Annotated in this window: 7 protein-coding genes; 4 read left to right on the top strand and 3 right to left on the bottom strand. The window is 73.3% G+C overall.

What is annotated here, in order from left to right:
• Window positions 1–8 precede the first annotated feature (8 nt).
• Together FRAEUI1C_RS32990 and FRAEUI1C_RS32985 are read left to right on the top strand one after the other, a co-directional pair.
• A complete protein-coding gene (locus FRAEUI1C_RS32990) occupies window positions 9–1,295 on the top strand; it encodes an FxsB family cyclophane-forming radical SAM/SPASM peptide maturase (protein ID WP_013427721.1) in 1,287 nt (428 codons plus the stop codon).
• Window positions 1,289–3,616, top strand: a complete 2,328-nt coding sequence (locus tag FRAEUI1C_RS32985) for an HEXXH motif domain-containing protein (RefSeq protein WP_013427720.1) — start codon at window positions 1,289–1,291, stop codon at window positions 3,614–3,616. The genes FRAEUI1C_RS32990 and FRAEUI1C_RS32985 overlap by 7 nt, the downstream gene beginning before the upstream one ends.
• Here FRAEUI1C_RS32985 and fxsT read toward each other — a convergent pair.
• Entirely contained in the window at window positions 3,547–6,102 is a 2,556-nt protein-coding gene (fxsT, locus tag FRAEUI1C_RS32980; RefSeq protein WP_013427719.1) for an FxSxx-COOH system tetratricopeptide repeat protein, read from the bottom strand. The two genes, FRAEUI1C_RS32985 and fxsT, sit on opposite strands and share 70 nt — an antisense overlap.
• 448 nt (window positions 6,103–6,550) lie before the next feature.
• Here fxsT and FRAEUI1C_RS32975 point away from each other — a divergent pair, with 448 nt between their 5' ends.
• Both FRAEUI1C_RS32975 and FRAEUI1C_RS32970 read left to right on the top strand, forming a co-directional pair.
• Window positions 6,551–7,498 (top strand): SIR2 family NAD-dependent protein deacylase, encoded by a 948-nt coding sequence (locus FRAEUI1C_RS32975; protein WP_013427718.1) that lies wholly within the window; start codon window positions 6,551–6,553, stop codon window positions 7,496–7,498.
• Entirely contained in the window at window positions 7,498–9,339 is a 1,842-nt protein-coding gene (locus tag FRAEUI1C_RS32970; RefSeq protein ID WP_013427717.1) for an nSTAND1 domain-containing NTPase, read from the top strand. Before FRAEUI1C_RS32975 ends, FRAEUI1C_RS32970 begins: the two co-directional genes overlap by 1 nt.
• 62 nt (window positions 9,340–9,401) lie before the next feature.
• Here the strand turns inward: FRAEUI1C_RS32970 and FRAEUI1C_RS36910 are convergent, their stop codons facing one another.
• The gene (locus FRAEUI1C_RS36910) at window positions 9,402–13,544 is read right to left on the bottom strand and encodes a DUF4062 domain-containing protein (RefSeq protein WP_013427716.1); all 4,143 of its coding nucleotides are present in this window, start codon (window positions 13,542–13,544) and stop codon (window positions 9,402–9,404) included.
• 160 nt (window positions 13,545–13,704) lie between these two features.
• The gene (gene pdxR / locus FRAEUI1C_RS32960; protein ID WP_013427715.1) at window positions 13,705–15,150 is read right to left on the bottom strand and encodes a MocR-like pyridoxine biosynthesis transcription factor PdxR; all 1,446 of its coding nucleotides are present in this window, start codon (window positions 15,148–15,150) and stop codon (window positions 13,705–13,707) included.
• Window positions 15,151–15,155 lie beyond the last annotated feature (5 nt).

The raw sequence follows: 15,155 nt of genomic DNA, 5'->3' as shown, positions 1-15,155 counted from the left end.
CCACGACCGTGCAGATCGTGCCGCTCACGACGAGCCCGCCCGACCACACTGATCCCGCTGTGGCCGGCCCCGCGCAGACCCCGGCCAGCCCGCCAGAATGGCCGCGCGATCTTCTCGACGTGGCTGCGCTGCGTGAGCGTGGCTGGCGGGCCCGACCGTTCCGTCAGTTCATTCTCAAGATCCACAGCCGGTGCAACCTGGCGTGCGACTATTGCTACGTCTACTCGGCGGCGGACAGCGGGTGGCGCCGACAACCGCCCCGAATGAGCCGCCGCACGGCGGAGCAGGCCATCCGGCGCATTGCCGAGCACACCCGCACCCATGGCCTGTCGCAGGTCGAGATCGTGCTGCACGGCGGTGAACCGCTGCTGGCCGGAGCGGACTTCGTCGGCTGGCTGGCTGACGAGCTGCGCCGACAGATTCCCCCGCCAGTCCGGGTGCGGATCGTCACGCAGACCAACGGTGTCGCCCTGCGAGCCGGGTTGCTGGACCTGCTCGTTGAGCGGGACATCGCGGTCTGCGTGAGCCTGGACGGCCCGTCCGGCGCCCACGACCGGCATCGCCGGTTCGCGGACGGCCGTCGCAGCTACCCGCGGGTGCGCGAGGCCTTGGAGCTCCTGACGTCCGCGCCTTACCGGCGCATCTTCGCGGGTCTGCTGGCTGTCGTCGACCTCGACACCGACCCTCTTGCGCTGTACGACGAGTTCCTCGCCTGGGCGCCGCCGGCCGTCGATGTCCTGCTCCCGCATGGTAACTGGAACACTCCGCCCGCCGGGCGAACTCCCAACGAGAGCACTCCCTATGCGGAGTGGTTGATTCCCCTGTTCGACCGCTGGTATTCGGCGCCGCGACAGGAGACCAACATCCGGCTTTTCGCGGAAATAATTCAGCTCGTGCTCGGCGGCGCCAGCCGGCTGGAGGCCATTGGGCTTTCACCGGTTGGGCTGGTGGTGGTGGAAACGGACGGCGCGGTGGAGCAGGTGGACACACTGAAGTCCGCCTATGACCGGGCCGCCGCCACCGGGCTCGACATCTTCAACCACAGTTTCGACGACGCGCTCGGCTTGACGTCCATCATCGCCCGGCAGATCGGTGCCGAGGCGCTCTGTGAGAGCTGCCAGGCGTGCTCCGTCGGTCGCATCTGCGGCGGTGGCTACTATCCGCATCGCTATCGGGTGGGTTCGGGCTTCAGAAACCCGTCCGTCTACTGCCCGGACCTCTTCCGCCTGGTTCGGCATATCGAGGCTCGTGTGCGTGCGGATCTCACCGGCCTGCGGAGGGCGCCCCAGTGCTGACTACTGACCCTGGGCCGACCGAACCTGCCGGCGACCCCGCGGGGCAGGCGTCCGCGGCCGAGTCGCGCCCGAGCGGCCACCCGGGCCTGACCAGGCATCGCCTCGCCGTTGACGAGTTCGACGCCATCGCCGCCGGCCACGGAGACCTCGCCACGCTGCGAGCCGGGCAGCTCAGCCGGCGCATGCTGCTCATCCAGGCGCTCGCCGGCGCCGCCGCGGAACGCCGCCCTGACCTGGCCGGGCTCGCAGAGCTCGACGCGTCGTTGGCGCAGCTGCGGGCGTCGCACCGGGCGGATCGAGCCGAGGTGGACCGGCTGCTGCTGCACCCGCAGATCGGTGCCTGGGGGATGGGCTGCCTGCGACTGCTGTTCGGGCATGGCCCAGAGACGAACCGGCCGGAAGCGCCGCGGCGTCGGGCCGGCCTTGGCTCCGGCACCCTGGCCGCGCAGCTGGGCTGTTTCGGCACCTTGTCGGCCGCAGCGGCCCTGCTCCTCGGCCGCGAGTGCGACGTCGTCGCGCACGCCCTGGACGGTGCGCTGGCATTTCCGACGCTGGGGCTGGCGACGGTCCCGGGACTGTCCGGCTGGGTCCGGATCCGCGTCACCTTCCCACCGATCGAACAGCCACCGGTCGGACAGGGCTCCGGGAGACAGACGCCTGGGGATCGGCCGCCCGACGAGCGGCGGGCCGGCCCGCGCCGGGCCACACTGTCGGTGCTGGCGCACAGCGGGACGCCGGAGGTCCTGGCGCGGTTCGAGCTTGAGCTCGACGCCCGTCCCGGAGACCGGGCGGGCACCGGCACCGGAGTTGTCCACCGGGCGCTGGCGGTGGTCGCGGAGGCCGGCGCCGCGGGCGGTCCGGGCGGTCCGGCCTGGCTGCCGCTGAGGACTCTGGTCAGTGAGGTCGACGGCTGCCGTCTGGTCGTCGACCTCGACGACATCGACCCGTTCCGCTCGTTCAACCACGTCCCGCCGGCGCCCCGGCTCGACGACGGCGAGCTGGCTGTGTGGCGTCGCCGGCTCGATGAGGCCTGGGAACTGCTCGTGACGCACCATCGCGGCCGCGCCTCGATGATCGCGTCTGCCCTCGCGTCGCTCATCCCGCTGCGTGCACCAAACGACGCCGAGGTACTGAGCGCCTCGTCCGCGGACGCGTTCGGAGCCGTCTCCCTCACTCTCCCGCACAGCGGACTGGCCCTCGCCGCGTCGCTCATCCACGAGCTCGCCCACAGCCGGCTGTCGGCGCTCCTCGGCCTGGTGCCGCTTTTCGAGCCGGACAGGCGGGCGGTCCACTACTCGCCCTGGCGCCGTGACCCTCGACCGGTGCCGGGCCTGACCCAGGGAGCCTTCGCGTTCCTGGCGCTCACCGACTTCTGGAACGACCATCGGTCGACGGTCCGGGGGGCCGGCGGCCGGCTGGCTCAGTTCGAGTACGCACGATGGCGGGCCGAGCTCCCCGGGGTGATGGCCACCCTGCTGAGCTCGGGGGTGCTCACGGGTCTGGGTGAGCGCTTCGTGGGCGGCATGCGGCGGGGGCTTGCGGCGATCGCCGGTGGCGACGTGCCCGAGGATGTCGTGGCCCTGGCGGATCTGGCCAGTGCTGAGCACCGGATCACGTGGCGGCTGCGCAACGTCCGCCCCCGCGCCGCGTTCGTGGCCGCGCTCGGCGCGGCCTGGCGGGCCGGGCAGCCCTGTCCGTCGCTGCCCGCGAGCAGCATCAGCGCGGGCGGTGTCCCCTCAGACGGCCTCCCCTCAAGCGGCGTCCCCTCAAGCGGTGGCCCTGGCGCGGTGGCCGCCATCGGCCCCACCCCGCCGGATGACCTTGCTCCCACCGCTCCGAGGTTCGTCGCGCCCGGTCGACTCAGCCTGAGCTATCTGCGGCTGCGCGAGCCGGAGCGCTTCGAACAGTTTCTCGAGGAACCATTCCGGCTGGGCCCGGTGCTTCCCGCCGCCTCACCCGCGGACCTGCTCCTGCTCACCGGGCAGACGACGGGCGCGTCGCTGCTGTACCACGACCTGATCGTGGCGGAGCCCCAACGGATCGACCATTGGGCTGGGCTCGTCCTTTCGCGCCGCAGGGCGCGTGGTGACGCCGATCCGCCGGTTTGCCGACCTGAGGTGCTCATGGCTCTGCACGCGCACCTTCGTGCGGAGGGCGCCGTCGCGGCGCCGATCGAGCTCGCCGACTGGATGGCCGCCCAAACGGCGGCCCCGGCCTCGGCCGCGATGTCGGTCGGCGGGCGCGCGGGCAGTCACAGCGGCGACGGCTCGAACACGAAGTCGACGCGGACACCGTCCGCGACCTCCAGAACATCTGGATGATCCTCGCCCAGCACCGCTCGGTAGCGCAGCAGCGTGTCCGCGAGCAGTTCGTCGGCTTCGTGGTCGCGCTGCTGCGCGCGTAGGTCGAGGGTGAGGTTGGCCGCGCACATCAGGGTGTGCGGGTGGTCCTCCCCGAGAACGACGCGCAGCATTGGCAGGACCTGCTCGCCGAGTGCTCGCGCCTCCTCGACCTCGCCGAGGTCGGCGTGGGCGGTGGCAAGACTGGAGGCGCAGGTCAGTGTGTAGTGATGGTCCGGGCCGACCGTCGCGGTGAGGCTCTCCATCGCGGACTGGAGCGCGGTCCTGGCCACCTCGACCCGGCCCAGGTCGCCGGTGCGGCTGGCGATCTGCCGTTGGATGATCGCCAGATTGAGAATGCTGGCGTGGGTGAACGGATGCCCTTCGCCGAGCGCGCGCCGGTAGCCGTCGACCGTCTGCTCGATCAGTACCGCTGCCCCGTCGAGATCTCCGGTCCGGCGCAGCGCGTTGCCGAGGTTGATCGCCGCCGCGAGCGTGTCCGGGTGGGTCGAGGTGAAATCCCGGACGTAGCGCTCGTGGACGTCTCGGGCGAGCTCCAGCGCCGCCGCGAAGTCGCCGGCCATCCGGCGCGCGACGGAGAGGTCCTTGGCCTGCAGCAGCACCCACGCGTGGTTCTCGCGCAGCACGTTGCGCGCGACGACGTCCTGGAAGAGCAGGTAGGCCTGCTCGGCGAGGTCCCGGGCCTGGTGGTAGCGGCCGAGCTGGCGCAGGTCTCGGGCGACCGCGTTCATCGAGAAGATGACGAGGATGTTGTCGTCGCGGCCGTAGAAGTCGAGCCGGTCCTGCCGGGTCTTCTCGTCCGCCTCGTAGGCGGCCCGGTAGTCGCTGGTCAGCTCCAGGTCGACGGCCAGGTTGTTCGAGGCGCGGAAGGTCTCCGGGTGGTCCTCCCCGAACACCCGGCGATGACGGGCCAACGAGTCCTCGTCGAGCGACCGCGCCGTGTCGAACTCGCCCCTGGCGCGCAGATCGGCGCCGTGCCCGTTGGTGATACGCAGGGTCTCCTCGTCGTCCTCGCCGAGCACCCGCCGCATCAGGTCGAGCGTGGTGCGGCGCAGCTCGTACGCTTCCGCGTAACGCCCGAGCGCCCATAGCCCGGCGGACTTGCGGCGGTTGAGCTCAAGGACGGCCCGGCTCTCGGCGCTGCCGTCGTCGTAGATCCACTGAGCCAGCGCCTCGTCCGCGAGGGAGAGACTGCCCAGGGTGTCTCCGACGTTGTAGAAGTATCCAACGACGTTGCTGACCAGCCGGCGCACCTCCGGTCGGCGGCTGGCGACCGCCCCGGATGGTTCGACGTGCGGCAGCACCAGCTCGAAGTCGGGCCAGCGCTCTTCCGCGTCGGCGTCATCGGGAGTGGCCGCGGCGAGCATCGCGTGCACCTCGTTGCGGATGCCGGCCGCCACGTCGTCGTCCAACTCGTCCTGGATGAGGCGCTGGATCAGTCGGTGCACCTGCAGGGTGCGACGGTGGTTGTCGATCCGGGCGAGCGCGTATCGTCCCAGCTCCCGGGTGGCCCGGCTCATCATGATCGGATCGGCCACCAGGTCCCGTAGTGGCGGGTCGAGCACGTAGCGGCCGAGGACGAGCAGCTCGCGGGAGATCGGCTCCGGCCCGAAGAACGCGCACCGGCGCAGGATCTCCAGCGCGAACGGCATCTGGTCGCGCAGCCGGGCCATCGACAGGCTCCAGGCGGCGGCGACGGGGACTGGATAGTCCGACGGCGGATTCTCCTGCAGCACCTCGGTCGTCGCTCTGGCGAGAAGGCCGAGGTAGTCGTCCACCGACATGCCGGTCTCGGCCTGCAGGGCACCTGCCTGCTCCAACGCCAGCGGCAGGTCGCCGAGCTCCTCGGCGAGCCGCTTCGCGTCGCCCTCGTCGATGCCGGGCACTCGCCGCGTCAGGAACTCCAGGCTCTCCGCCTGGCTGAACACGTTGACCTCGACCGTGTCGACCATGCTGTGCCAGCGATGGTTGCGGGAGGTCACCAGGACATGCCCCGGGCCGTGCGGCATCAGCTCGCGGATCGTCTCCGGCTGGTCCGCGTTGTCGAAGATCAGCAGCCAGTGCCCGAACGGCTCGCCCCGGCGCAGCGCGTCCAGCACCGCGGACACCGCGTCCTCGATCCGGGTCGCGCCCGTGATGCCCAGCCGGGTCGCGAGCGCCGCGAGCGCGGCCCGGGCCAGCGCGGCCTGGTCCGCGGGAATCCACCACACGACCTGGTAGTCGTGCGCGAAGCGATACGCGTACTCGACCGCCAGCTGCGTCTTACCCACACCGCCCAGCCCTTGCAGGGCATGCGGCAGCAGGGCCATGCCGTCCGAGGTCATGTTCGCGCGCAGCTTTTCCAGCAGGGTTTGCCGACCGGTGAAGTTCTTGTTCCGCTGTGGAACGTTGCCCCAGACTACGGGAACCGCGCGCACCGGCAGGTCCCGGGGCTCGACGACGGCCATGTATCCCCCTTGCAAAGGTGCTGGCCAAGCCTCCACGACATCGACGCAGGCCGCCGCCGAGCTTTGCCGCGACGAACGACAACCGGCGCGATGCCCGGTGGGCACACGCCGAGACGAAGAGCCACCGTCCTCATCATCGCATCCGGTCGGGCCCGCGCGGGAGCGTTTGCCGTTCCGTATTCATCGGTCGATCCGCATTCGCTCGGGAGGGCCGCGCAGCTGGTACCTCGTCGGCACACCCCGTCCGGCGCGGCCCGCTCGTCCTACCACCGGGTTACCGAGAAACGAACGGCTGCGGGCTCGTCGAATTCGCCTCTGTCCGCGGTCGCCGTCGGGTATACAAAAATGCGACGAGCCTTCGGCCGCCATGTCGTCGACGTAGGCGGCGCGGGCGGCGGCAGGCATGGCCAAAGGCACTGGCCACGGGCCGGATCGGCGGGGGCCACGGGTGGACGACAAGGACTGGAGCCGGCTCGTCGACCAGCTCAAGAACGGGGCGTGCACGCCGCTGCTCGGGGCTGGAGCGATGCCGCGCGACGGTCGCGGCGAGCGGCCGGTCGGCCCGGTTCATGCTGCGCCACCGAGTCTTCTCGACGGTCTCGCCGCTACGTTCGGGCCCGCCACGTCCGGTCCGGGGACGGCCGGTCCCGCGCCGGCCGGCGGAGCCGGCGAACGCGCCGCGGCGGTCGACTCGATCCACCGGCGGGAGCCGGCGTTCGTGCGCCAACAGCTCGCCGACGAGATCCTGGCCGTCCCGCCGCCGGATTTCGAGGTGCAGACCGAGCCACACGCGCTCCTCGCCCGGCTGCCGCTGCCGGTGTATCTGACCACGAACTACGACGGATTCCTCGCGCAGGCGCTGCGCCGGCAGGGAAAGAATCCACGTTCTGCTATCTGCCCCTGGAATCTCAACGCCGAGGCGGTCGGATCCCGGGCCGCCGAAGAAGGACTGCTGCGCTTCCCGAACTCCCGCGAGCCGGTCGTCTACCATCTGCACGGAAACGCCAGTAACCCGCGCTCGATGGTCGTCACCGAAGAGGATCACCTGGACTTCCTGCTAGGCCTCGCGGCGGACCGGGGCAACGGCCGGCAGCTGATACCGACACAGCTTCGCCCGTCGCTCACCACCCGGCCGCTGCTCTTCCTCGGATACGACATCCACGACTGGACGTTCCGGTTCCTTTTTCACGGGCTGCTGCGGACGGTCGCCGCGATGGAGCCGCGGCGGCGCGCCGTCCTGCAACTCTCCCCACCGGGTCCCGAAGATGATCCGGAACGTGTCGCCGAGGCGCAGCGCTATCTGGCGGGCTATTTTCAGCGATGGAACATCGCGGTCTTCTGGGGAGACCTCGCCGAGTTCTGCACGGCCCTCGGTGACCGGCTGGGGTGGGCCTGATGGCCGCGGGGCGCCCGTATCTCGGCCTGCGTTCCTTTGACGTCGGTGACCGGCACCTGTTCCATGGCCGCGACCAGGAGAGCGAGACCGTCCGGGCGCTGTGGGAGTCCCACCGGCTGGTGGTGCTGTTCGGCCAGTCCGGGGTCGGCAAGACGTCGTTGCTGCGGGCGGGGGTCCTGCCCCGGTTCGGCGGCGAGGCGGCCGAGGTGCTGCCGCTCGGCCGCGTCTCGCAGGGCACCGCGTTCCCGACGGCCGGCATGCCGAACCTCAACCCCTACACCTACTCGCTGCTCTCGACCTGGTCGCGGGCGACGTCGCCGGCTCAGCTGACCGGCATGTCGATCACCGCGTTCCTGCGCGGTGTGGAGGACCAGCGGGACCGGTTCGGTGACCCGGTGCCGCTCTACGGCGCGATCGACCAGTTCGAGGAGCTGTTCTCGGACCTCCCGCACCGGATCGGCTACCGCGAGGACTTCATCGCCGACCTGCGGGAGGCGGTGGCGGCGGTGCCGCGGCTGCGGCTGCTCGTCTCGATCCGGGAGGACGCGCTCGCCCGCCTGCTGCCCTACGAGCAGGACATCGTCCCGTCCGGCGCCTGCCGGTACTCGATGGCGTCGATGCGCCCCGAAGCCGCCCTCGCGGCCGTGACCGGTCCGCTCGCCGGTACCGGCCGTGCCTTCGCGCCAGGCGTCGCCGAGCGGCTGGTGGCGGACCTGCGCGCGGTCACGTTCACCAACACGCTCGGTGAGCGGCGGACCGTCGCCTCCGACACCGTCGAGCCCAGCCACCTGCAGATGGTCTGCTCCGCCCTGTGGGACGCGCTGCCCGAGGACGTCGAGCTGATCTCGTCCCAGTACCTGCTGGACCACGCGGACATCGACCGCATGCTCGGCAACGTCTGCGCGCGGGCGATCGCGGAGGTGGCCGCGCAGCACGGGCTGCCGACGGCCGAGCTGTGGCGGTGGGTGCGGGCCCAGTTCATCACCGAGCTGGGCACCCGCAGCACGGTCTACGAGGGGATCAGCTCGACCGCGGGGATGACCAACTCGATCCCCCGGGAACTGGCCCGGCTGCACCTGCTGAAGGCCGACGACCGGGCCGGCTCCCGCTGGTACGAGCTGCTGCATGACCGGCTGATCGAGCCGATCCGCGCGGGCACGCGGTCGTGGTCGGGCGTCGAGGAGGAGCCGACCCAGTCCCGCAACGCGCTGCTGCTGCGTACCGCCGAGAGCGCGCTGGCCGACGGGGACCTGGCGCTGGCCGAGCAGTACGCCACCGAGGCGGTCCGCTTCAGTACCGACCCCGGCGACGGCCGCTTCCGGGCCGAGGTGGAGGCGCTGGTGGCGCACATCGCCGCCGGGCGCAACCGGCCGGACGAGGCCGCCGAGCGGTACCGCACCGCGGCGGCGGCCTTCGACGCGCTCGGCGACCTGACCGCCGGCGGCCGGGTGCTCGCCTCGCTCGGCCGGCTGCTGCTGCGCCACGGACAGGTCGCGAACGCCGCCGACGAGCTCGCCTCCGCCTCGGCGCGGCTGCCCGGCGACATCGACCTGCGTACCGACCACGCCAAGGCCCTTGCCCAGGCTGGCCAGCGGCACGCGGCCATCGGCGTGCTCAACAGCGCGCTGGCCCTGGAGCTCGGCAACATCGAGGCGCTGGCGCTGCGTGGGACCCTGCACGCCGAGAGCGGCTCGATCGCGGCGGCGCTGCGCGACCTGGAGATGGTCGAGCGGCTGTCGCCGCAGACGGCGCGGCGGCCGGACGTGGCGGCGGCGCGCGAACGGGTGCGGCGGCTGCGCGGGGAGACCGACGAGCCCGGGCCACTGGCACCGCCGGCCTGACCTCGCGCCGAGACCTGGGGTTCTGACGGCGAGGGTTCTGACGACGAGCGTCCGCGACGAGGTCAGCCCGCGAGGTCGAACAGGTACAGCCCGCGAGCGCCGCCGACGGCCAGCCGGGTCGGGCCGGTCCACCGGCAGCACTGCAGCGCACCGTCGAGCCGGATCATGGTGGCCGCCGTGCCGCCCGGAGTCCAGATGCGGGCGGTGCGGTCCCGGCTGCTGACCGACGCGATCCAGGCGCCGTCCGGCGAGACCGCGAGCGCCACGACGCCCTCGCGGTGACCGGTCAGCACGTGCCGTTCGACCCCGCCGACCGGATCCCAGATCCGGACGCAGGCGTCCGCCCCGCCCGAGGCGAGCCAGGACCCGTCCGGCGCCGCGGCCAAGGCCCAGACGTCGTGCAGGTCGCCGCCGAGGACCAGGCGGCGCGTTCCCGTGCCGACGTCCCAGATCCGGATGGTCCCGTCGATGCCGGCCGAGGCGAGCCAGGACCCGTTCGGTGCCGCCGCCAGCCACTGCACGCGGCTGGTGTGACCGTCGAAGACATGCAGCGGTGACGCGCCCTGCCCTTCGGCCGGGTCCCAGACGCGGACGGTCGCGTCGCCGCCCGCCGAAGCGAGCCAGGACCCGTCGGCCGGCGCGGCCAGCGCCAGGACGCCCTGGCCATGCCCGGGAAGCACCGCGCGTTCCGCGCCGGAGACCGGGTCCCACAGCCGGACGACGGCGTCCGGCCCACCGGAGGCCAGCCACGATCCGCGCGGGTCGGCCAGCAACGCCGAGACCCGCGTGGTGAGACCGGCCGAGGCGAGCCTGGTGTGCGCGCCCTCGCGCGGATCCCAGACCCGCGCCACGTTGTCGTCGTCCAGCGAGGCGAGCCACCGCCCGTCGGACGGGGCGGCGAGGGCTCGGACCGAGGCCGGGTGCCCGGTGAGCGCGGCGCGTTCGGCTCCCGCCTGGGCGTCCCACAGCCGGATCACCCCGTCGCCGGAGCCGACGGCCAGCCAGCCGTCGGACCCGGCTGACTCGATCGCGGTCACCCCGCGGATCCGGCCGACCGGCTCGGCCCGTTCGGCCCCGACCGCGGCCGGGTCCCACATGCGCACCGTCCCGTCGCCCCCGGCGGACGCGAGCCACGACCCGTTCGGTGCCGCCACCAGCGCGTGCGCCGGACGGGCGTGGCCGGGCACCAGCACACGGTCGCTGACCGCCCGCGGGTCGGCGACCTGGATCGTCCCGTCCCCGGCGGCCGAGGCCAGCCACGAGCCGTCGGGCGCGACGACGAGCGCGGTGACGTCGCCGGCGTGCCCGCTCAGGACCCGGCGCTCGACGCCGTGGACCGGATCCCAGAGCCGCACACGGCCGTCACCGCCGCCGGAGGCCAGCCACGAGCCGTCCGGGGCCGCGACCAGGGTCGCCGGGCCGGCGGGACCGCCGGCGCCACTGGGCCGCGCGGGCGGGGCCGGCGGGCTGGAGCCCTCGGCGAGCAGCGCGGCGGGAGCCCATAGCCGCACGGTGCCGTCACCGCCGCCGGACGCCAGCCAGGACCCGCCCGGCTCGACCGCCAGCTCCGACACCCAGCCGGCGTGTGCCTGCGTCGACGCCGAGCAGGCGCCGGTCGCCGGATCCCAGACCCGCAGCGACCCGTCGCCGGCACCGACGGCGAGCCAGTGCCCGTCCGGGCCGACGGCCATCGCGGAGATCCAGGCGCCGGCGCTCGGCAGCACGTGGCGCAGCGTGCCGTCCGCCGTGTTCCAGATCCGGACCGTCCCGTCGCCCGCCCCGCCCGAGGCGAGCCAGGACCCGTCCGGCGCCGCCACCAGGATCGCGACCCGGCCGCTGTGACCGGTCAGCGTGTGCCGCAGCCGGCTGGTCTCGACGTCCCAGATCCGCACGGTCCCGTCCCGGTCGGCCGACGCCAGCCAGGACCCGTCCCGGGAGGCCGCGAGCGCCGAGACGGGACCGCTGTGGCCGGCGCGCAGGACCCGTTCACCCCCGGTGGGCAGGTGCCAGATCACCACGGTGCCCTCGCCGTCGCCCGCGTCCGCGCCACCGCCGGCGGCGAGCCAGGACTCGTCGTCGGCCACCGCCAGTCCGGTGATGTGGCCGATCGGCCCGGTCAGGGTCCGCAGCAGCGCCGGGTCGGGCTGGTCGGGCAGCGGCGGCACCATCGGCCGCAGCGCCTGGCCCGGCAGCCGACGCAGCGCGCGGCGCGCGGCCGGCGCGAGCACCTCGATGCCGGCGGCGTAGGCGGCGAGCGTCGCGACGACGGCCTGCGGCGCATCGCCGGTGTCCCGCAGGTTCGCCGTCTGCCGCACGAGCCGGGCCAGCGCGAGCGCGACCGGATGCGCCCCGAGCAGCGCCATGTCCGCCTCCACGCTGGCGGGCCCGACCAGGCGGATCTTGGCCGCCACCCAGCGCAGGTCCTGCACCAGCGCGACGAGCCTGGCGCGCTCGCCGGCCTCGGCCAGGTGCACGGCCAGGTGCTCCCACAGGTACCGCTCCTGTTCCGGCAGCTGGGACCAGGCCGGCTGCCCGTCCTCGACGGGCAGGTCACGGGCCCGCGCGGCGAGCAGCCGGACGTGGACCTCGGGCAGCCGCGGGCCGAGCTGCATCTGGAGGTACTCGTGCATGACGTCGTGCAGCCGCAGCCCGCCATCCTCCCCAGGCACGGCGAGGACCAGGGACAGGTCGGTCAGCCGCAGGCAGAACCGGCTGGTCTGCAGCCGGCCCCACCCGGCGGTGTGCCGCCAGAGCACGTCCAGCAGGTCCCGCGGGATCGTCGCGCCCCGCGGGAACGCGGCCAGGTCCTGGAAGCGTTCGAGCGCCCCGTCACCGAAGGCGTCCATCTCGCCGAGCAGCCGCAGGCTCGCCTCGACGGTCGCCGCGACGGCCCGCTCGCGGCGGGTGCTGTCGTCGAACGCCGCCAGGCCCTCCTCGTCCAGACCGTCGGTGACCTCCGTGAGCGCCCCGTCCAGCGGGCGGCCGTCGAGCAGCATGCCGTGCAGGTGGCCGGCGACCAGCCGCAGCAGCACCGGCCAGTAGCCGCAGCGCTGGGCGAGCGGCCCGGCCCGGTCGTCGTCCAGCCCGGGAACCGCCTCGGTGAGCAGGCGTACCGCCTGGCCGGGTGCCATGACGTCGACGTCGACCAGCACGGCGTCCATCGGCAGGACGGCCCGGTCGCGGGTGGTGACCAGCCGGCGGCAGTTGCGCCCGCCCTCCCGGAACGGCTGGAGCTGCTCCGCCCGCCACACGTCGTCGATGATGATCAGCAGCCGGCGCTCGCCGAGCAGGTCGCCCAGCCGCACGCCGGCCAGGTGCGGGTCCGCCGGCCCGGGCCCGACCGCCCCGAGCCAGGTCGCGCATTCGTTGATCTTCGCGGCGAGCCGGGGGCCGGCCAGGTCGGGGCCGATGTCCATCCAGATGTGCCCGTCGGGAAACCGGGCCAGGATCTCGGGCCGGTCGGCGATGACGGTGGCCAGCGTCGACTTGCCGAACCCGCCACCGCCCCGGACGGCGACCGGCGCGGAGCCGTCCGAGGTGAGCGCCGTGATCAGCCTCCCCGTCAGCTCGGGCCGCTCCACGACGTGCTCGAGGGGCCGCCGTGACCGCAACGGCAGCGCGGGCGGGTGGACGAGGACGGCGGCCGCCGCCCGGCGTTCCGCCCGCGCCCGGCGCTCCTGTAGGCCCACGAGCGCGCGAATGATCTTTGCTTCGAGTTCCTCGGGCGACGCGACCGACGTCGCGACCAGGTCATCCATGATCCGGGTGCGGAAGGCCAGCTGGCGTTCGCCGTAGCTGACGTCGGCGAGCCACTCGTGCGTTCCCACGGTGCGTTTCTCGTCGAGGAGGAACACCAGGCGTTCCAGCCCGAGCGCGGTCGCCGTGTCGAACTCCAGCTCCGTGTAGGAGACGGCCTCGTGGCCGCGCACGGGGGAGCCGTACCGGAATCCAATGATTCCGAGGTAGATCGAGCAGTCGCCGACCCGGCGCCGACACATCTCGGCGGGATCGCTGTCCTCGGGCTCGAAACCGGACATGTCGACCGCGACATGACCGGAGTCCGTAATGGCTCTTTTCGCGGCCACGACGAACGGCAGGCGCGCAGGGTGCCGGGCAAGCTCGCTGGTGTGGCTGATGAAGATCCGCCACGGCGGGTTCGGTCCGGAGCCACCCGTAGCACCCTGATCTCCGCCGATGAGATCCATAGCGCACTCCCTGGGGACCTGTCTCATCACGCTACCCGGATCAGGCATCAACCGCGCCTAACCCGAACAAGCGGAACGCAGCAGGGCGATTGCGGACGGGCAGCCTCCAGTACAACCCCAGGTCAAGCCAGTGCGGCCTGTCAGCAACGAAGGTTCGGGGTCAGCGGGCGGTGGCGGCGGTGGACTCGCCTGGTTCGGCCAGCAGGGCGGACAGCCGGGCGAGCGCGGCGGTGAAGGCGTGGTCGGGCGGGGTGGCGTAGCCGACGACGAGCGCCGGCCGGTGCGGCTGCCGCGCGAGGTTGTAGGCGTCCAGGCCCTCGACGGCGAGCCCGCGCCGCGCCGCCAGGGCCACCGCCGCGCCCTCGGTCTGGCCGTCGGGCAGGTCGACCACCGCGTGCAGACCGGCCGCGATCCCCCGGACCCGCAGGTGCGGGACGTCGCGGCGCAGCGTCTCGACGAGGCGGTCACGGCGGCGCCGGTAGGCGAGCCGGCGGCGGCGGACGTGCCGGTCGTACTCGCCGCAGGCGAGGAACTCGGCCAGGGTCAGCTGGTCCAGCGCGCCGCACTGCCGGTCGGCCGCCGCCTTGGCCGCGGCGAGTTCGGCGACGAGCGGCGCTGGCGCGACCAGCCAGGCCAGCCGCAGTCCGGGCGCGAGGGTCTTGCTCGCGGTACCGGCATAGACGACGTGATCGGGAGCGAGTGACTGCAGGGCGCCGATCGGCTGGCGGTCGTACCGGAACTCGCCGTCGTAGTCGTCCTCGATGATCAGACCGCCGGTGTCGGCGGCCCAGCGGACCACCTCGGTGCGCCGCGCGGGGGAGAGGGGCTGGCCGAGCGGGAACTGGTGCGCGGGGGTCAGCAGCACGGCGTCGGCGCCGGTGGCGCCGCCGACCCGGGCGCCCTGCGGGTCGACGGGCAGGAAGAGCGGGCGCAGTCCCTGGCTGGCCACCGTGTCGGCGATGCCGGTCAGGCCGAAGGCCTCGGTGGCGATGGTGGTCGCCCCGCGGGTCCGCAGCACCTGGCAGAGCAGGCCCAGAGCCTGGGTGAACCCGGAGCAGACGACGATCCGGTCGGGGGTCACTCGGACACCGCGGGCACGGGCGAGGTACTCGGCCAGCGCGGCGCGCAGTTCCGGGCGCCCGCGTGGGTCGGTGTAGCCGAGGGCGTCCGACGGCGCGGCGAGCAGCGCCCGCCGGGAGGCCGCGAGCCAGCCGGCCCGCGGGAACGAGGCGAGGTCGGGCGAGCCGGCCCGCAGGTTGTACCGGGGTGGCGCGTCACCGGGAGCAACCGCAGTCTCAGCGCCGGCACGGCGACCCGGTCCGCGGGCCGGTCCGGGCTTGGCAGGGCGGTCGGCGACGCTGGTGCCGGAGCCCTGCCGGGCGACCAGCCAGCCCTCGCCGACGAGCTGGCCGTAGGCCTCGGCGACCGTGTTGCGGGCTATCCCCAGATCCCGCGCCAGCGAGCGCGACGACGGCAGCCGCGTCCCCGCGGCCAGGCGGCCGGTCCGCACGGCGTCCCGCAGCGCGCCCTCCAGCGCCGTCCGCACCCGTGGGCCGGTCAGGTCCAGATGCAGGTCGAATCCCGAAGTGGCCCAGATTTCTGGCACAGAAA

It is taken from the genome of Pseudofrankia inefficax (assembly GCF_000166135.1).
GTDB classification, from domain to species: Bacteria; Actinomycetota; Actinomycetes; order Frankiales; family Frankiaceae; genus Pseudofrankia; species Pseudofrankia inefficax.
The sequence above is the reverse complement of the archived record's forward strand: the minus strand, read 5'-3'. Positions and strand labels throughout refer to the sequence as shown.

Excerpts from the sequence above, each read along its gene's own strand:
- fxsT (WP_013427719.1), bottom strand. The coding sequence starts at position 6,102 with ATGGCCGTCGTCGAGCCCCGGGACCTGCCGGTGCGCGCGGTTCCCGTA.
- FRAEUI1C_RS32970 (WP_013427717.1), top strand. The coding sequence starts at position 7,498 with ATGGCCGCGGGGCGCCCGTATCTCGGCCTGCGTTCCTTTGACGTCGGT.
- FRAEUI1C_RS36910 (WP_013427716.1), bottom strand. The coding sequence starts at position 13,544 with ATGGATCTCATCGGCGGAGATCAGGGTGCTACGGGTGGCTCCGGACCG.